The following is a 17,297-nucleotide window of genomic DNA, read 5'->3' as shown; positions in this document are numbered from 1 at the left end:
TACCGCACTGCACCACGGGCGAGCGTCGACTCACGTGATACGCGCTATTCGCCAGCGCGGTGCAGCAATTTGTAAAAAGAACTGCCGCAGGCGCGGCAGTCCGGACACGATCGGGCCGGGTTCAGCGTGCCGAACCCGGCGAACGTGCTTCAGGGCGACGAGCGCTGGCCGGGCCAGTTGGCGTAAGAGAGCAACCAGAGGGAAATGATGTTGACGACCGGAATGAAGGCCAGCACCGTGAGCCATGGTGAGAAGCCAAGCCGGGTCAGAATGCGCCAGATGGGAATGCCGAGCAGCACGAGTCCGACAAGCAGGCCGATAAGGGACATACGATATCTCCCCGAAAGTCCCCGCCGGTGGCGGGTGTGGGGTCAAGTATATAGTGGCTGGCCCCGCCATTGCGCCGAGATTGTCCTATCCTGAAAACACTGCCGGCCCCGCTGGCGGTCCTTCTGGGAGGACATCATGGAACTGCACCTCCACTCGCACCGCTATACGCACCGGTCGCCCGATTGGGCCGCCGCAGCGGTCGCCGGCTTCGTGGCCTGCGCTTTCTTCTCCGCCGTCGAAATGCTCATGGTATTGCTGGTCACCGGCCAGAGCCCTTGGGTGCCGCCGCGCATGGTGGCTGCCATCGTGCTCGGCCCGGGCATCTTGTCGTTGCCGCCGACGTTCGATGTCTCCATCGTCGCCATGGCGCTGATGGTGCATGCGGCCATCGGTGTCGTGCTTGGCGTGGTGCTCGGCGCCATCATCGCGCCGTTCCGGCTCGACTCCGACGTGCCCACGGTGGCCATTGCCGGGGGCGTGTTCGGTCTGGTGGTGTACGTCGTCAATTTCTACGTGATGACACAGTTGTTCCCGTGGTTCATCGAGTCGCGTACCTGGATGATGGTGGTGGGGCACGTGGTCTTCGGGGCGTTCGCGGGCTACATGTATTGGGTGCTGGCGAAAATCGACGACCGGGAAGCCACGCCGTAGCGCTCACTAACTTTTGTGCGCTGCCACAAAAAACCTGCTATCATTCGCCATCTGCATTTATCCGTCCGTCAATTTTGGACGTCTCGATGCAGTCTCCAGTGGCATGAGATGCCGGGCGACGCCCGGCAACAGCAGGTCCGCGACACGATAATCACTACACAGATGTGTCGGGCGTTCCCAGCTCGTTACATGCCAACTTGAACGTCAGGTGTGTCAGATTTGACGTTTCAGCCGCTGTCCCTGGAGGGATAGCAGGCTTCGACCCCCGAAATAGGAAGTGCTACAGGTTGCTTCGTCCGCAGGACGCTGGAACCGGTCTATCTGTATCTTCAGTGACATGTCAGTCACGGAAATGTCGCGTGTTTGTCACATTCGACCATTAGGCTGCGTGCACTTCACGGAAACATTTGTGCGAGTTTGCACTCTCATCACCGTAAGCCGATTCGAGAGGGATTAGTTATCAGTCATATTTTTTGCAGTAAGAAGGAAACCAAAATGAAAACAACGCAATACCAAGAATTCCAGTACAGCATCCGTGCCGTGGAGCGTGACAACGCCCGCTGGGACGCGTTCTACGAGATTCACCGCCCGACCGGGCATGGCATGGAGAAAGTGGGCGCCTATCAAGTGCAGACCGCCTACGGCTTCGCCACGCAAGGCAACGCCCTCGACGACGCAGAGCGCAATGCGCGCGCCGACATCGAGCAGGGCATCGTCTACTATCAGTAAAACTCCCCACCCCCTGTGTGATCGACGGCATCGCCGCGCTGCGACGGTGCTATAGTCCCGGCTTTCGCAAAGCAAGGCTGGAGAGTCGGCAATGGAATGGATGTGCAAGTCGTTCGATGAACTGGGCAGCACACTGCTTTACCGCGTGTTGGCCGCACGGAACGCGGTATTCGTGGTCGAGCAGAACTGCCCGTATCAGGACATCGACGGACGTGACATCCACAGCCTGCACCTGCTGGCGCAAGTGCGCGACGCCGACGATCAGCCTCAGATCGCTGCCTATTTGCGCTTGCTACCGCCGGGACTTGCCTACGACGAAGCGTCGATCGGCCGTGTGATCACGGCGGCGTCGCATCGTGGCACAGGGCTTGGGCGTGTCTTGCTTGCCCGGGCCATCGCCGTTGCCGAAGTGCAATGGCCCGAGGCGCCGCTGCGCATTGGCGCGCAGGCGCATCTGGAAAAGTTTTACGGCGAATTCGGCTTCGTGAAGTCGAGTGAGCCCTACGACGAAGACGGTATTTTGCATATCGAGATGCTGCGCGCACCGGCGCGTGCCTCTTAGTAAGCTGCCGTTGCCGTCGAACCCACACCGGGGCCGGGCGTTCGCGCCCGGCACTACAATATCCTCCATCGCAGTTCACCCGTTTCCCGACACATGGCTTTGTATTCCATTACCGGCGCCCAATTGGCGTTCGGTCACGTCGCATTGCTCGACAATGCCGATTTCTCGCTCGAAGCGGGGGAGCGCGTTGGTCTGATCGGCCGTAACGGCGCCGGTAAGTCGTCGTTGCTCAAAATTGTGGCCGGACTCACCGCGCCCGACGACGGCCTGGTTGCCCGCCAAGGCACGCTGCACACGGTCTACGTGCCGCAGGAACCCGAATTCGACGCGCAACAGTCGGTGTTCGACGCCGTGGCACTCGGTCTGGGCGACATGCATAGCCTTCTCTCGGACTACGAGCGCACCGCCGAAGCACTCGCAGATGTCCCGGAAGGGGACGAGCACGATGCACTGCTCGCACATTTGATGGCGCTGCAATCGTCGCTCGATGCCGCCGATGCGTGGCAACTCAAGACGCGTGTGGAGACGACTATTGCCCAGCTCGGACTCGATGCGCATGCGCGTGTCGGCGCGCTCTCGGGCGGGATGCAAAAGCGCGTGTCGCTGGCGCAGGCATGGGTTGCCAAGCCCGACGTGCTGCTGCTCGACGAGCCGACCAACCACCTCGACTTCGATGCGATTCGCTGGCTGGAAGAGTTGCTGATCGGCTTTCGCGGCGCGCTGCTGTTCATTACCCACGATCGAAGCTTTTTGGATCGCGTCGCCACGCGCATCGTCGAACTCGATCGCGGCCGTTTGCTCTCCTATCCGGGCAACTTCACGCAATATCAGGAACGCAAAGCCGCACAACTCGAAGTCGAGCGCGTGGAGAACGACAAGTTCGACAAGCTGCTCGCGCAAGAAGAAGTCTGGATTCGAAAGGGCGTGGAAGCCCGCCGCACGCGTAGCGTGTCGCGTATCGAGCGTCTGAAAGCAATGCGTACGGAACGTGCGGGGCGTCGCGAGACGCAAGGCAACGTGCGCATGGAAGTCGGTCAGGCCGACAAGTCCGGCAAGATCGTGGCGGAACTGACCAACGTGTCGAAGTCGTACGGCGGCCGCGCGATCGTGCGCGACTTCACGGCGACGCTCATGCGCGGTGACAAGGTCGGGTTGGTGGGACCGAACGGCGCGGGCAAGACGACGATGCTCAAGCTGATTCTTGGCGAGATCACGCCGGACAGCGGCGAGATTCGCGTCGGCACGAACCTTCAAGTTGCGTACTTCGATCAGATGCGCGCGCAACTCGATCAGGAAAAGAGCCTGCTCGATACGATCAGCCCGGGCAGCGAGTGGATCGAAATCAACGGCGCGCGCAAGCATGTGATGAGCTACTTGGGCGACTTCTTGTTCTCGCCCGAGCGTGCCCGCTCGCCGGTGAAATCGCTCTCCGGCGGCGAGCGCAATCGTCTGTTGCTCGCGCGTCTGTTTGCGCGTCCGGCCAACGTGCTGGTGCTCGACGAGCCGACCAACGACCTCGACATCCCGACGCTCGAACTGCTCGAAGAATTGCTTGAGGAATACAGCGGCACGGTGTTCCTCGTGAGCCACGACCGGACCTTCCTCGACAACGTCGTGACGTCCGTGATCGCAGCGGAAGGCGATGGCAACTGGCGCGAATACGTCGGCGGCTTCACCGACTGGCAGGTGCAGCGCGAGCGCTCGCTGGCGCTGGCCGCGCAACGCTCGCCGGTGGAAGATGCGTCGAAAGATGCCGCGGCCGCCGCCAAGCGCAGCACCAATCGCAAGGTGAAGCTGAGCTACAAGGAACAGCGTGAGCTCGACGGTCTGCCCGAGCGTATTGCTGCGCTCGAAGCGGAACAGAAAGACGCGACGGCCAAGCTCGAAGACGGCTCGGTCTTTGTGAAAGATCCGGCGGCTGGGGCGGCGCTGTCCGAACGTTGCGAAGCGATTGAACTGGAGTTGCTCGAGGCGCTCGAACGCTGGGAAGTGCTTGAAGCCAAGCAGCGAGGCGAGGGCGCCTGAGCGTTCGTATCATCCGCCAAGTCACTCGTCACGCTGGCGCGTTACGAGTGACAGTACAATAGGCCGCGATCCATTGGACGCGGCCCTGTACTTTTGAGGCGCGCCTCACCGGTTGGCTGCCTAATAAGTGGGCGCGGCAATGCAAGTCGTTGATCCGGCGTCACTTTTCTCATGTGTTAATGGGTTTTCCCCGTGGTTGTCCACAGCTTGTGTGGATAAGCACCGGGCGTCGTACCCCAATTCAGTCACGCTATGTCGAAAAAAAACACGCCTGCCCAATACAGCGAAGCTTCCATCAAGGTTCTGAAAGGACTTGAGCCGGTCAAGCAGCGCCCGGGCATGTACACCCGCACCGAGAATCCGCTGCACGTTATTCAGGAAGTCATCGACAACGCGTCGGACGAGGCGTTGGGTGGCTTCGGTAAACAAATTCTCGTCACGCTGCACAAGGATGGCTCGGTCAGCGTCGAAGACGACGGCCGTGGCATTCCCGTCGGTATTCACCCGGAAGAGGGTGTGCCGGTCGTTGAAATCGTCTTCACGCGCCTGCATGCCGGCGGCAAGTTCGATAAGGCTGCCGGTGGCGCCTACACGTTCTCGGGCGGCTTGCACGGTGTGGGCGTGTCGGTGACGAACGCGTTGGCGACGCGGCTCGCGGTCACCGTGTGGCGCGACGGTCAGGTCTCCGATCTCGAATTCGCCGACGGCGGTAACGTCAGCGTCGCATTGCATTCGCGCCCGTCGCAGCGCGGCGAAAAGAAGAGCGGCACGCGCGTCACCGTGTGGCCGGACACCAAATACTTCGATAGCCCGACGCTGCCGCTCAGCGAACTGCAACGCCTGCTGCGCTCGAAGGCCGTGCTGCTGCCGGGCGTGCGCGTGACGCTGCGTCAGGAAAAGAACGGCGACGAACAGACGTGGTTCTACGAGCAGGGCCTGCGCGGCTATCTCGTCGAATCGCTCAACGGTGCCGAGCCGCTGATTCCGCTGTTCGAGGGCGAACGCTTTGCCGACGGCAGCGAAGACAGCTTTGCCGAAGGCGAAGGCGCGGCGTGGGTGGTCGCATGGACCGAAGACGGCGCACCCGTTCGCGAGTCGTACGTCAACCTGATTCCGACCCCCGCTGGCGGCACGCACGAATCCGGCCTTCGCGAAGGTCTGTTTCAAGCGGTGCGCGGCTTCATCGAATTGCATAACCTTCAGCCCAAGGGCGTGAAGCTGCTGCCTGAAGACGTCTTCTCGCGCGTCTCGTTCGTCCTCTCGGCGAAGGTGCTCGATCCGCAATTCCAAGGCCAGATCAAGGAGCGCCTGAACAGCCGCGACGCGGTACGTCTGGTGTCGTCGTTCACGCGCCCCGCATTGGAGTTGTGGCTCAACCATCACGTCGAGCACGGCAAGAAGCTCGCCGAGTTGGTGATTCGTCAGGCGCAGGCGCGTACGCGCGCCGGTCAGAAGATCGAGAAGAAAAAGAGCTCGGGCGTGGCCGTGCTGCCCGGCAAGCTGACCGATTGCGAAACCGAAGACATCACGCGCAACGAACTGTTTTTGGTCGAGGGCGACTCGGCGGGCGGTTCGGCGAAGATGGGCCGTGACAAAGAATTTCAAGCGATTCTGCCGCTGCGCGGCAAGGTGCTCAACACGTGGGAAACCGAGCGCGACCGTCTCTTCGCGAACAACGAAGTGCACGATATCGCGGTGGCCATCGGTGTCGATCCGCACGGCCCGAACGATACGCCGGACCTCTCGAATTTGCGCTACGGCAAGATTTGTATCTTGTCCGATGCTGACGTCGACGGCTCGCACATTCAAGTGCTGCTGCTCACGTTGTTCTTCCGTCACTTCCCGCAACTGATTGCGACGGGGCATGTGTATGTGGCGCGTCCGCCGTTGTATCGCGTCGACGCCCCGGCCCGTGGCAAGAAGCCGGCGCAGAAGCTTTACGCGCTCGATGAAGGCGAACTCGAAGCCATCCTCGACAAACTGCGCAAGGACGGCGTGAAGGAATCAGCGTGGTCGATCAGCCGCTTCAAGGGGCTGGGCGAGATGAGTGCCGAGCAGTTGTGGGAAACGACGATGAACCCCGACACGCGCCGCCTGAGCCCGGTCGCATTGGGCACGCTCGATTTCGATGCGACGGTATCGCGCATGAACATGCTCATGGGCAAGGGCGAGGCGGCACAACGCCGTAGCTGGCTCGAAGCCAAGGGCAATGAGGTCGAAGCCGACATCTGACGGTCGGTTTTGACCGCAGTCAGCACATGCTGGGCGGGGCAGGCTGCCCGACCAGCGTGAGTGCCCACATAGTGGGATAATCCACCTTTCACCCCTCCGGGAGTCACGTTATGTTGCGTTCTATGCCTGTCAGCATGCGTCGCATGGTCGTGCCGATGTTGCTTGTTAGCCCACTGCTTGGCGCCAGCGCCGCAGCCTATGCGCAATCGGCGCAGCCGGCGCCCGCAGCACCGGCAGCGCGTGTCTTCTTCGTCACGCCGAAAGACGGCGCGACGGTGACCAACCCGGTCGTGGTCAAGTTCGGCGTCGAAGGCATGGCGATCAAACCGGCGGGCGATATGTCGCCCAACACCGGTCATCACCACCTCATCATCGATGGCGATCCGGTTCCCGCAGGTCAGGTCGTGCCCACCGACGACGCGCACCTGCACTTCGGCAAAGGCCAGACCGAGACGACGGTCAATCTGACGCCCGGCGATCACACGTTGACGATGCAATTCGCCAACGGGGCGCATCAGTCGTACGGTCCGGCCATGAGCCAGACGATCAAGGTGCATGTCAAAGGTCAACAATAGTTATCGCTCGATGGCGCACGGCGTGACAGAAAATGTCAACGCAGTGCGCCGATGGTTCTCTCTGCGGCCCCTCGCAGGGCGCGTGCTGGCAGCCGTGCTGCTGAGCGCCGCGCCGCTGGCCCACGCCGACTTGTACGGCTACGTCGACGAGAATGGCGTGGCGCATCTGGCCGCGCGCAAGCTCGACTCGCGTTTTCGTCTCGTGGTGAGTTCGGGGGCCAACGCCGATCTGCGCATTGCGCAAGGCGTCGGACAGAACGGCATCGTGAGCGGTGCCGACCGCTCGCGCCTCTACGACGCACTCGCACGACATCCCAACCTGAAACAACTCGGCCCGGTCATCGCACAGGCAGCCGAGCGTTATCACGTCGACGCTGCGTTACTCAAAGCGGTGATCGCAGCGGAATCGGGGTTCGACAGCAGTGCCGTGTCGCCGAAGGGCGCCGTCGGCCTCATGCAAGTGATGCCGACCACGGGCGAGCGCTACGGCGTGCGAGCGGATGCGACCCGAACGGTGGCCGACAAGCTCGCCGACCCGCGCACGAATGTGCTCACGGGCGCGCGCTATTTGCGTGATTTGCAGGCACGTTATCCCGACCGGCTGGAGTTGGTGCTCGCGTCGTACAACGCGGGCGAGGGCGCCGTCGCACGCCATGCCGATCAGATTCCGCCTTACGCCGAGACGCAGGGGTATGTGGCCGCAGTGCTCGAACTCTATCGACGCTTCAATCCCGACGCTCCCGCGCTTGGTGGGGGCACGTTGAAGACCGGTGTGCCAGGTGGGCGCGCCAATATCAGCGGATCGCGCGACGGCCGAATTCACGTGATTTTGGGCGCACCTAAGGGCCTGCCGGTCGTGCCTGCTACCATGCCGAACGCTCAGGTCACGGCACCCGCTATTCCGTCGGTACCGACGACCGACTGACGGCGGACTGACGACACCCGGTTGGACGTATTCATCGCTCGGCCGTCGGGTGCGGCCGAATCTCAGGTTGAATCCAGTTTTTCCGAACATCCCCCCGGCGATGGCGCATCAGCGTTTCCCGTTTTACTCGGATTTATCCGAAACGCGGACCGCTAATCGGCAATCGCCGTGGCCTTAGCACCTAATTCGCGGGTTCGCTTTGTCATTCGGTGGCGTTTTTGCCGAAATGTGCCAGTGAGCTTGGTATGATCTTGCGGTCAACGTGAACCGAACACTCGCCAAAACGTTCGCAGCAAACCCACAGGTTTTATGGAACAAGTAGAAGATCTCTTTTCGACCCCGTCCGATGACGACACGCTGACGCTTGGTGCGTATGCCGAGCGTGCTTATCTCGACTACGCAATCAGTGTGGTGAAAGGCCGTGCACTGCCCGACGTATGCGACGGTCAGAAGCCGGTGCAACGCCGTATCTTGTTCGCGATGAACGAGATGGGCCTGGCCTCCGACGCGAAGCCCGTGAAGTCGGCCCGCGTGGTGGGCGACGTCCTGGGTAAGTTTCACCCGCACGGCGACCAGTCCGCGTACGACGCGCTGGTGCGCCTCGCGCAGAATTTCTCGATGCGCTATCCGCTCATCGACGGTCAAGGCAACTTCGGTTCGCGCGACGGCGATGGCGCTGCCGCGATGCGATACACCGAAGCCCGCCTCACGCCGATCGCTCGCCTGCTGCTCGACGAAATCGATGCCGGTACGGTCGACTTCGTGCCGAACTACGATGGTTCGACCGAAGAGCCGCGTCTGTTGCCCGCACGCTTGCCCTTCGTCTTGCTCAATGGGGCGTCGGGTATCGCCGTGGGTCTGGCGACGGAAATCCCATCGCACAATCTGCGTGAAGTGGCTTCGGCTGCGGTCGCGCTGATTCGCAACCCCAAGCTCGACGATGCCGAATTGATGACGCACGTGCAGGGGCCCGACTTCCCCGGCGGCGGTCAGTTGATCTCCAGCCCGGCAGAAATTCGCGCGGCCTACGAGAGCGGGCGCGGCAGCTTGAAGGTGCGTGCGCGATGGAAGATCGAAGAGATGGCGCGCGGTCAGTGGCAAGCGGTGGTGTACGAGCTGCCGCCGAACACGTCGGGCCAGAAGGTGCTCGAGGAAATCGAGGAAATCACCAATCCGAAGGTCAAGCTCGGCAAGAAGTCGCTCACGCCCGAGCAGCAGAACCTGAAGCAGTCGGTGCTGGCCATGCTCGATGCCGTGCGCGACGAGTCCGGCAAAGACGCGCCCGTGCGTCTCGTCTTCGAGCCGAAGTCGAGCCGTATCGATCAGCAAGAATTCATCACGATGCTGCTCGCGCACACGAGCCTGGAGTCGAGCGCATCGGTCAATCTGGTCATGGTGGGGGCCGATGGCCGCCCGGGCCAGAAGTCGCTGCGCGACATCATCACCGAGTGGATCGGCTTCCGCTTCGAAACGGTTACACGCCGTTCGCGCCATCGTCTCGGCAAGGTAGACGACCGCATTCATATTCTCGAAGGCCGCATGATCGTCTTCCTGAATATCGACGAGGTCATTCGGATCATCCGCGAGTCGGACGAGCCGAAGGCCGCGCTGATGAGCTCGTTCAATCTGAGCGAGCGTCAGGCCGAGGACATTCTCGAAATCCGGTTGCGCCAGTTGGCGCGCATGGAGTCGATCAAGATCGAGCAGGAGCTTGCATCGCTGCGCGACGAGAAGTCGAAGCTGGAAGACTTGCTGGCGAACGACAGCGCAATGAAGCGCCTGATCATCAAGGAAATCGAGACCGACGCGAAGCAGTTCGGCGACGATCGCCGCACGCTGATTCAGGAAGAGAAGCGTGCCGTGGCCGAGGCCCGTGTGGTCGACGAACCGGTGACGGTCGTTGTGTCTGCCAAGGGCTGGGTCCGTGCGCTCAAGGGCCACGGGCTCGACGCGCAGGGCTTTGCATTCAAGCAGGGCGACTCGCTCTATGGCACGTTCGAATGCCGCACGGTCGATCCGTTTATCGCGTGGGGCAGCAACGGCCGGGTGTATTCCGTGTCGGTTGCGCAATTGCCGGGCGGGCGGGGCGACGGTGTGCCGCTGACCTCGTTGATCGAACTCGAATCGGGTTCGCGACTGCTGCACTACTTCGCCGCGTCGGCAGATCAACAACTGCTGCTGGCCACCACGAACGGCTTCGGGTTCTCGACCAAGCTGGGCGATATGGTGAGCCGTCTGAAGGCAGGCAAGTCGTTTATGACCATCGACGACGGGGCCGAACCGCTGCCGCCGCAGCGCATCTTCGCGGGTGCTAGCGCCATCGCCTGTCTGTCGAGCGACGGCCGCCTGCTGGTGTTCGGCATGGATGAAATGAAGTCGCTCTCGGGCGGTGGCCGTGGCGTCACGCTGATCGGCCTCGATGCCAAGCAAACGCTGGTGTCGGCGGTGGCGATTAGCGAAGCCGGCGTCGTGGTTCACGGCATCGTGCGGGGTGGCAAGGAGCAGTCCGAGACGCTTTCGGGCGCTGCGCTCGCGCCGAACATCGGCAAACGCGCGCGCAAGGGCCGTGCACCTGCGGTGAAATTCTCGACCTTTACGGCGCGTTCGCTGGATCCGGTGTTACCGGCCGCGCCTTCGGCATCCTGACGGGAGTCACGCATGAGCGTTTATGCCTTTAGTCTGTTCCTGCATCTGGTGAGCGTTGCGGTGTGGGTCGGCGGGATGTTCTTCGCGCTGGCGTGTCTGCGTCCGGCGTCGCTGGACTTGCCGCCGCAGCAGCGCCTGCCGTTGTGGGAGGCGGCGCTCTCGAAGTTTCTCACTTGGGTCGGCGTGGCCATCGTGCTGATTCTGCTCTCGGGCGGCCACATGATGCTTGGCATGGGGGGCTTGCATGCCCGCTGGCCGGTGCATGCCATGGCCGGTATCGGCGTGCTGATGATGCTGGTGTATGGTCACATCCGCTTCGCCCTGTTCCCGCGTCTGCAACGTGCGGTACAAGCGCAGTCGTGGCCTGATGGGGCTGCGGCCGTGAATGGCGTGCGCCGTCTCGTGATTCTCAATCTCGTGTTCGGTGTGGTCGTTATCGGTCTGGCGGCGTCGCTGCGCGGGTGAGCGCGTCGCCCGTCTTCGCTTGAACGCCCGCTACTTCATGGCACATCGCGACGAACGCCTGCACTAAGGGGCTGGCGTCGTCGCGACGTTTGGCGAGCAGCAGCGGGGTGTGGGCGTCGGCTTCGGTCAGCGCCATGAAGCGCGCCCCTTCGATTTGAATACAGCGCACGGCGGCGGGTAATACCGCGACGCCGAGGCCGCTGGCCGCGAGCGCGACGATGGTCGTCGACTCGCGCGCTTCTTGCACGACGCGCGGCGTGAAACCCGCGCGCTCGCACATCTTTCGAATCTTCCCGTCCACAGCCGTCCCCACATCGGGCGGGTGCATGATGAAGGCTTCTCCGGCGAGATCGGCCATCGAGATACTCGCCCGCCCCGCCAGCGTGTGACCCTGATGCATCACCACCACCAAGGCTTCGTCGACAAGGGTTTCGAAACTGAGCCCGGCGACAGCTGTGGCGTCGTCAGCTCGGCGCAACAGGCCGATGTCCAGCGTTCGCTCGCCCAGCGCATCGAGTTGACGCTCCGACGGTGACTCGCTTAGCGTGAGCGTGACGCGCGGATATTGCTGCCGGTAACTGGTCAGCACTCGCTTCATCAAGTTGGTCATTGGCGCAGACGTGGTGAACGCGATCCGCAATTCGCCCGCGTCGACCCCGGCGATCTGCTGAACCTCCTGCCGGGCGGCGTCTGCATCCGCCAGTATTTGCCGTGCCCGCACGAGAAACGTGCGTCCCGCCGTCGTCAGAAAGACGCGTCGCTGCGAGCGCTCGAAAAGCGTGACACCCAACTCGTCTTCCAATGCCCGAATCTGCATCGACAACGGTGGCTGGCCAATGTTGAGCCGGGCGGCCGCGCGGCTGAAATGGAGCTCTTCGGCGACGGTCACGAAGTAGCGCAGATGACGCAGTTCCATATGATTGATCTGTTTTATATATAGAAACGACGCTTAAATATATATTGGACATGGGGTAAGCGCAAACCTATCATCGCGCTATAGCTCCTCTTTCCCCTCCTGAATGGCTCGCCACGGTGAGCCAGCAACATGGCCTCTACGAATTCCCTTCCTCTGTCTAACGGCGTCGCGTCGGCGTCGGCGGCTGCCCCCAAGTTGCCCGCAGGTGTGACACGCGGCACGCCGGAATATGCGGTGATCAGCCGCGCACTGTTCTTCGGCGGCTTTTCGACATTCGCGCAGTTGTACTGCATGCAGTCGCTGCTGCCGCTGCTCACGACGACATTTGGCATTACCCCCGCGCAGGCGAGTTGGTCCGTGTCGGCCGCCACGATGATGATGGCGCTGGGGTTGCTCGTGACTTGCGTCGCCGCCGATCGTGTCAGCCGCAAACGCATGATGACGATCGCACTGCTCAGTTCATCGGTACTGACGCTGGCCAGCGCGTTCTCGACCAACTTCGAAACGATCGTGATACTCGCCGCCCTCAAGGGGTTGGCGTTGTCGGGGCTGCCCGCGATTGCGATGGCGTATCTCAGTGAAGAGATCGATCAGCGCTCGCTAGGGATGTCGATGGGCTTGTACATCGGCGGCAATATTCTGGGCGGCATGGCTGGGCGTGTGATGGCGGCCTTTGTCGCCGACATGTTCTCGTGGCGAGTGTCTGTCGCGGTGATCGGTCTGGTGTGTCTGGCAATGGGGCTGGAGTTTGCGCGCAGTCTGCCGCATTCGCGTCGCTTCACGCCGCGTCACATGACGGTGCGTGAAGCGCTCGGCCATGCGCGCCGCCACTTGGGCGATCCGGCATTGCTCGGCCTCTATCTGTTTGCCGGGCTGATGATGGGCAGCTTTGTGAGCGTCTACAACTATCTCGGCTTCCATCTGGCCGCGGCACCGTTCCAATTGCCGCATGCGGCCATCGGCGCGATTTTCGCGATGTATCTGATCGGTGTGGTGGGGTCGTTCATCGCCGGACCGCTGTCCGACCGCGTGGGCCGCGCACGTCTGCTTTGGGTGCTGGTGGCGCTCGCGTTTGTGGGCTTGCTCGTGATGCTGGCGCCGAAGGTACTCGGTGTCGTGATCGGGCTGGCGATCTTCACGTTTGGCTTTTTCGGTGCGCACACGGTGGCCAGCAGTTGGGTGGGGCGGCGTGCGACCGAGGGGCGTGCCATCGCCTCCGCGCTGTATCTGTTCTTCTATTACATCGGCTCGAGCCTGCTCGGCAGCTACTCGGGGGTGATGTTGCGCGCCCACGGCTGGTATGGCGTCGTGGCACTGCTGAGTGTGGCCGTCATCATCTCGCTGGGCGTCGCGATTGCGATGCGGCGTACGTATGGCAATACCAAGCCGGTTTAATGTCCATAATGGCCAACGGCGCGCGCGCGTTCACGCCGTAAGCGCAATGAGGCGCGCTAGGCAGGCCGATTGAGCGCAAAACAAAACAGGCACCCTGGGGTGCCTGTTTCGCTTTCTACGCCATCGCGGAGAATGCCTCCGGACGCTTTACGCCACTTCAGCAATCAGTTCGATCTCGACGCAAGCGCCCAGCGGAATCTGTGCCACGCCAAAGGCCGAGCGAGCATGCTTGCCAGCGTCGCCGAACACTTCAGCGATCAGTTCCGATGCGCCATTCGTCACCAGATGCTGATCGGTGAATTCCTGCGTCGAGTTCACGAGGCTCATCAGCTTCACGACGCGCTTGACCTTGTTCAGGTCGCCCGTGTGGGCGTGCAGCGTGGCGATCAGTTCGATAGCGACGGCGCGCGCGGCGGCTTTGCCGTCTTCCACGCTCACGTCCTGGCCGAGCTTGCCGGTCCAGATCTTGCCGTCTTTCTTCGGCAGGTGGCCCGAGAGGAACACGGTGTTGCCGGTTTGCGCGCTCATCACATAAGCGGCTGCCGGTGCGCCGGCGGTCGGCAGTTCGATACCCAGTTGCTTCAGTTTGTCGTAGACGGACATGTACGGCTTCCTTGCAAAGTCATTGAAACAGAACGTCGGAGCGTCGGAGCGTCGATAAACGCGCGGTGGCCAGTTCAGGCCGCGCGACGCGTCAACGCTTCGGCGATGAGTGCGCCCAGCCGTGAGACGCCCACTTCGATTTTCTCGGGCGGCACGGTCACGAACGACAGGCGCAACGTATTCGATTGCGGGGTGCCGACATAGAACGGCGCCCCCGGCACGAACGCCACATTCTGCGCGATCGCTTTTTCCAGCAACTGCATGGTGTCGATGCCGGCGGGCAATGTCAACCAGATGAACATGCCACCGGCCGGTGTCGTCCACGTGGCACCGTTCGGCATGTGCTTCTCGAGCGACGCGAGCATCGCCTTGGCCTGCGCGGCGTAAAGCGTGCGGATCGACGGGATGTGCGTGTCGAGAAAGCCGTCCTTGACCACTTCGTAAGCAATGCGCTGCGTGAGGCTCGGCGTATGCAAGTCGGCGGCCTGCTTGGCCTGCACGAGCTTGGCGATGACCGGTTGCGGTCCGATGATGAAGCCCAGACGCAAGCCCGGAGCCAACACCTTCGAGAACGAGCCCATATACAGCACGTGATCGGGCGCCAGCGACATCAGGCTCGGCAAACGCTGGCCTTCGTAGTCGAGTTCGCCATACGGATCGTCTTCGATGATGGCGAAACCCTCGCGCTTGGCGACGGCAGCCAGCGCCTCGCGGCGGGCGAGCGGCAGGCGGCGGCCCGTCGGGTTTTGGAAGTTCGGCATCGCGTACAAGAAGCGCGCACCGCTCACGAGTTCGGGCGTCAGCGCGTCGGGCAGCAGGCCGTGGTCATCGGTGGGCACCGGCACGTACTTGGGGGCGAACAGCGAGAACGATTGCAGCGCGCCCAGATAGCTCGGCGCTTCGACGATCACACGGCTGCCTTCGTCGATGAAGACTTTGCCGATCAGGTCGAGGCCTTGCTGCGAACCGGTGGTAATCAGCACGTTCTCGGGCTTGACGGTGAGACCGTCGCGCGAATAACGCTTGGCAATCCATTCGCGCAGCGGAGCGTAGCCTTCGGTGGCGCTGTATTGCAATGCGGCTTGCGGCGACTCGGTCAGTACGCGCTCGGCGGCGGCGCGCATTTCGGCAACCGGGAAAGTGGCGGGCGAGGGCAGGCCGCCAGCGAACGAAATGACTTCGGGGCGCTCGGTGACTTTCAGAATTTCACGGATCGCCGAGCTGGTCAGGTTGCGGGCACGTTCGGAATATTGCCAATCATGCATGATGGTCTCGCTTCAAGAAAAGCAATAAGGCGGCCACCCGGATGTCGGGGGAGTCGGGTTGGCCGCGAGTGTCAGGGCGCGCGGATGCCGGTCGCTTAGCAGCAGGGGCGCGCCCTAGGGGGGCAGGCAGTGTCCGGCGCAGGGATCGCAGGCGCCGGGCAGTGCCTTCAGACCGGTTTGCCCGTGAGTCGCGAGGCGCCGATCTTCATGTTCTTGCCAAGTGCAATGGTCAGGACGACGCCGGCGGCGAAGAGCCATGTCACCGTGTCGACCTGTTCGCCGAAAAAGAGGGCGGACAGTGCAATCGTGAAGAAAATTTGTAGCAATTGTACTTGGCCGACGCGCGCGATTCCGCCCATGGCGAGGCCCGCGTACCAAGCGAAAAATCCGATGAATTGCGAGAACAGCGTGACGTAGGCGAACGCACCCCACGCCCGGCCGCTCACCGGCCACGGCTGTTGCCATGCCAGCCAGCCGACCGGCAGTACCAGCACGGGGGCGCTGACGACGAGCGCCCAGCAGATCACCTGCCAGCCACCCATTTCGCGCGCCAACTTGCCGCCTTCGGCATAACCGAGGGCACCGATGACTACCGCGAGCACCATCAAACCGTCGGCGGCGTGCAGGGTGCCACCGCCCGCGCGCAGCGCGAAGGCGATGACCAGCACGCTGCCTGCGAGTGCGCACACCCAGAAGCCGCGCGACGGGCGCTCGCCGCCGAGCCAGTAGGCGTAGATCGCGACGAAGAATGGTTGCAGGCCGTTGACGACGGCGCCGTGCGAGGCGGGAATCGTCTTCATGGCCCAAGCGGAAAACACCGGAAACGCGATGATCACGCCGAGCGAGGTGATGGCCAGACTCTTGAGTTGGCGCATCGTCGGCCACGGCTCACGACGCCACCACAGCAGCGCCCCCGCGAAGACCGCCGCCACCAGCGCGCGTCCAAGGCCGTTGAGCAGCGGGTTGACTTCGGCTACGACGATGCGCGTCATCGGCAACGTCAGGCTGAAGATGAGGACGCCGATCAGTCCGAGCAGCATGCCTCGTGATTCGCGGGAATTCATGGTGTCGCCTCTAGTGTTTCTTTATCGTGTCGCCGCCCGCCATGCGTTGTGGCGGGCGCAGGTGGCGAGGGGGCTAGCGCAACGTGCGCGGGCCGTTCGGGGTTTCAAATTCGGCAACGAGGGTCGGTTCGACCAGCGTCGCTTCTACGTTGACCAGCGCGCTGGCGCCAAGCCATTGCAACTGATCGGCAATCGCCGCCGCTTGCGGGTGAAAACCGCGCAACGACGTCACCGCACAACCGGTCTCGGGCAGTGCATCGGCCGGGTGCTGCGGCGTATCCCATTGAATCAACGTCGGCACCAGCCCCTGACCGGCACCTTGCCACGAGGGCAGGCTGCCATCGTCGGGTACGCCGATCTGCCACGTGAGCGCGCCGCGTTGCATGGCAATGACCGGGGCGAGTCGTTGCGGATACTGCGACTGCCAGCGCGGCAGCGAGCGCGGACGTTCCACACGCGCGACCCAATGCGCCAGATACGGACCCCGTGCCACGCGGGTGCGCACGGCTTCGTCGTCCAGACCGAACCAGCGTGCGCGACCGGGCGCGGGGGCGTCCGGGTCGATCGCGATGATTTCCAGATACGCACCGCCCCACAAGCCCAGCAGGCTGTTGTGCGTGCCCATGCGCGCATGCTTGCCGCCGCGCTGCGGCAAGACGTCGGTGAGGCCCAATTGTTCGATGACATGGGCTTCACCGGCATCGAGCGTGTCGGCAGCGACGACGAGATGATCGAGTTTCAAGGCGTGATGGGCGTGGTAAGGGAAGTCGGAAACACTCATGTTCTGATTCGGCTCGGGCAATGGCGCACGCGAATGACGGGGGTGTGTCGCGCGGCAAAACCGTTAGCTTACTCCGCCCCGGTGCTCATGCCGCGTACCGCTATCCAAATCGATGGCTTGTCGCTCTCCCGTC

At 62.7% G+C, this 17,297-nt stretch carries 16 protein-coding genes; 10 read left to right on the top strand and 6 right to left on the bottom strand.

Annotated features, from left to right (window positions below):
• Window positions 1-149: 149 nt before the first annotated feature.
• Entirely contained in the window at window positions 150-329 is a 180-nt protein-coding gene (locus PPN31114_RS07830) for a hypothetical protein (RefSeq protein WP_150678833.1), read from the bottom strand.
• Window positions 330-465: 136 nt separating this feature from the next.
• On the opposite strand from PPN31114_RS07830, the gene PPN31114_RS07825 reads away from it, so the two are divergent.
• From PPN31114_RS07825 to PPN31114_RS07785, 9 genes are all read left to right on the top strand, one after another.
• Window positions 466-981 (top strand): hypothetical protein, encoded by a 516-nt coding sequence (locus tag PPN31114_RS07825; RefSeq protein ID WP_150678832.1) that lies wholly within the window; start codon window positions 466-468, stop codon window positions 979-981.
• 495 nt (window positions 982-1,476) lie between these two features.
• Entirely contained in the window at window positions 1,477-1,710 is a 234-nt protein-coding gene (locus tag PPN31114_RS07820; protein WP_150678831.1) for a hypothetical protein, read from the top strand.
• A gap of 91 nt (window positions 1,711-1,801) precedes the next feature.
• Complete coding sequence (locus PPN31114_RS07815; RefSeq protein WP_150678830.1) at window positions 1,802-2,272, top strand: GNAT family N-acetyltransferase; 471 nt, start codon at window positions 1,802-1,804, stop codon at window positions 2,270-2,272.
• A gap of 93 nt (window positions 2,273-2,365) precedes the next feature.
• The gene (locus PPN31114_RS07810; protein ID WP_150678829.1) at window positions 2,366-4,297 is read left to right on the top strand and encodes an ATP-binding cassette domain-containing protein; all 1,932 of its coding nucleotides are present in this window, start codon (window positions 2,366-2,368) and stop codon (window positions 4,295-4,297) included.
• Window positions 4,298-4,549: 252 nt separating this feature from the next.
• Window positions 4,550-6,529, top strand: a complete 1,980-nt coding sequence (locus PPN31114_RS07805) for a DNA topoisomerase IV subunit B (protein WP_150678828.1) — start codon at window positions 4,550-4,552, stop codon at window positions 6,527-6,529.
• Window positions 6,530-6,639: 110 nt separating this feature from the next.
• Window positions 6,640-7,104 (top strand): DUF4399 domain-containing protein, encoded by a 465-nt coding sequence (locus PPN31114_RS07800; protein ID WP_174987772.1) that lies wholly within the window; start codon window positions 6,640-6,642, stop codon window positions 7,102-7,104.
• On the top strand, window positions 7,085-8,029 hold the full coding sequence (locus PPN31114_RS07795) for a lytic transglycosylase domain-containing protein (RefSeq protein WP_246182429.1): 945 nt from the start codon (window positions 7,085-7,087) through the stop codon (window positions 8,027-8,029). Before PPN31114_RS07800 ends, PPN31114_RS07795 begins: the two co-directional genes overlap by 20 nt.
• Window positions 8,030-8,338: 309 nt before the next feature.
• Complete coding sequence (gene parC, locus PPN31114_RS07790) at window positions 8,339-10,675, top strand: DNA topoisomerase IV subunit A (RefSeq protein ID WP_150678827.1); 2,337 nt, start codon at window positions 8,339-8,341, stop codon at window positions 10,673-10,675.
• 12 nt (window positions 10,676-10,687) lie between these two features.
• Window positions 10,688-11,140: a CopD family protein gene (locus PPN31114_RS07785; protein WP_150678826.1), complete on the top strand. Its 453-nt coding sequence runs from the start codon at window positions 10,688-10,690 to the stop codon at window positions 11,138-11,140.
• Here PPN31114_RS07785 and PPN31114_RS07780 read toward each other — a convergent pair.
• Window positions 11,109-12,056, bottom strand: a complete 948-nt coding sequence (locus PPN31114_RS07780) for a LysR substrate-binding domain-containing protein (RefSeq protein ID WP_150678825.1) — start codon at window positions 12,054-12,056, stop codon at window positions 11,109-11,111. The genes PPN31114_RS07785 and PPN31114_RS07780 overlap by 32 nt on opposite strands.
• Before the next feature lie 129 nt (window positions 12,057-12,185).
• Between PPN31114_RS07780 and PPN31114_RS07775 the strand changes: the two genes are divergently transcribed.
• Entirely contained in the window at window positions 12,186-13,451 is a 1,266-nt protein-coding gene (locus PPN31114_RS07775; RefSeq protein WP_150678824.1) for an MFS transporter, read from the top strand.
• 147 nt (window positions 13,452-13,598) lie between these two features.
• Here PPN31114_RS07775 and PPN31114_RS07770 read toward each other — a convergent pair whose 3' ends face one another.
• The 4 genes from PPN31114_RS07770 to PPN31114_RS07755 all read right to left on the bottom strand — a co-directional run bounded on the left by PPN31114_RS07770 (window position 13,599) and on the right by PPN31114_RS07755 (window position 17,164).
• Entirely contained in the window at window positions 13,599-14,054 is a 456-nt protein-coding gene (locus PPN31114_RS07770; protein WP_150678823.1) for a RidA family protein, read from the bottom strand.
• A gap of 74 nt (window positions 14,055-14,128) precedes the next feature.
• Window positions 14,129-15,319, bottom strand: coding sequence for an aminotransferase-like domain-containing protein (locus PPN31114_RS07765; RefSeq protein ID WP_150678822.1), 1,191 nt, complete (start codon window positions 15,317-15,319; stop codon window positions 14,129-14,131).
• Window positions 15,320-15,486: 167 nt separating this feature from the next.
• Window positions 15,487-16,383 carry a DMT family transporter gene (locus PPN31114_RS07760; RefSeq protein WP_150678821.1) on the bottom strand — a complete coding sequence of 299 codons (897 nt, stop codon included), beginning with the start codon at window positions 16,381-16,383 and terminating at the stop codon, window positions 15,487-15,489.
• Between the two features lie 73 nt (window positions 16,384-16,456).
• Entirely contained in the window at window positions 16,457-17,164 is a 708-nt protein-coding gene (locus PPN31114_RS07755; RefSeq protein ID WP_150678820.1) for a VOC family protein, read from the bottom strand.
• Between the last annotated feature and the right edge of the window lie 133 nt (window positions 17,165-17,297).

The organism is Pandoraea pneumonica (assembly GCF_902459645.1).
In the GTDB taxonomy this organism is placed as follows: Bacteria; Pseudomonadota; Gammaproteobacteria; order Burkholderiales; family Burkholderiaceae; genus Pandoraea; species Pandoraea pneumonica.
The sequence above is the reverse complement of the archived record's forward strand: the minus strand, read 5'-3'. Positions and strand labels throughout refer to the sequence as shown.

Coding starts and splice junctions, on each gene's coding strand:
- PPN31114_RS07820 (WP_150678831.1), top strand. CDS start 1,477: ATGAAAACAACGCAATACCAAGAATTCCAGTACAGCATCCGTGCCGTG.
- PPN31114_RS07825 (WP_150678832.1), top strand. CDS start 466: ATGGAACTGCACCTCCACTCGCACCGCTATACGCACCGGTCGCCCGAT.
- PPN31114_RS07775 (WP_150678824.1), top strand. CDS start 12,186: ATGGCCTCTACGAATTCCCTTCCTCTGTCTAACGGCGTCGCGTCGGCG.
- PPN31114_RS07765 (WP_150678822.1), bottom strand. CDS start 15,319: ATGCATGATTGGCAATATTCCGAACGTGCCCGCAACCTGACCAGCTCG.
- PPN31114_RS07805 (WP_150678828.1), top strand. CDS start 4,550: ATGTCGAAAAAAAACACGCCTGCCCAATACAGCGAAGCTTCCATCAAG.
- parC (WP_150678827.1), top strand. CDS start 8,339: ATGGAACAAGTAGAAGATCTCTTTTCGACCCCGTCCGATGACGACACG.
- PPN31114_RS07785 (WP_150678826.1), top strand. CDS start 10,688: ATGAGCGTTTATGCCTTTAGTCTGTTCCTGCATCTGGTGAGCGTTGCG.
- PPN31114_RS07795 (WP_246182429.1), top strand. CDS start 7,085: ATGTCAAAGGTCAACAATAGTTATCGCTCGATGGCGCACGGCGTGACA.
- PPN31114_RS07760 (WP_150678821.1), bottom strand. CDS start 16,383: ATGAATTCCCGCGAATCACGAGGCATGCTGCTCGGACTGATCGGCGTC.
- PPN31114_RS07770 (WP_150678823.1), bottom strand. CDS start 14,054: ATGTCCGTCTACGACAAACTGAAGCAACTGGGTATCGAACTGCCGACC.
- PPN31114_RS07830 (WP_150678833.1), bottom strand. CDS start 329: ATGTCCCTTATCGGCCTGCTTGTCGGACTCGTGCTGCTCGGCATTCCC.
- PPN31114_RS07815 (WP_150678830.1), top strand. CDS start 1,802: ATGGAATGGATGTGCAAGTCGTTCGATGAACTGGGCAGCACACTGCTT.
- PPN31114_RS07780 (WP_150678825.1), bottom strand. CDS start 12,056: ATGGAACTGCGTCATCTGCGCTACTTCGTGACCGTCGCCGAAGAGCTC.
- PPN31114_RS07800 (WP_174987772.1), top strand. CDS start 6,640: ATGTTGCGTTCTATGCCTGTCAGCATGCGTCGCATGGTCGTGCCGATG.
- PPN31114_RS07755 (WP_150678820.1), bottom strand. CDS start 17,164: ATGAGTGTTTCCGACTTCCCTTACCACGCCCATCACGCCTTGAAACTC.
- PPN31114_RS07810 (WP_150678829.1), top strand. CDS start 2,366: ATGGCTTTGTATTCCATTACCGGCGCCCAATTGGCGTTCGGTCACGTC.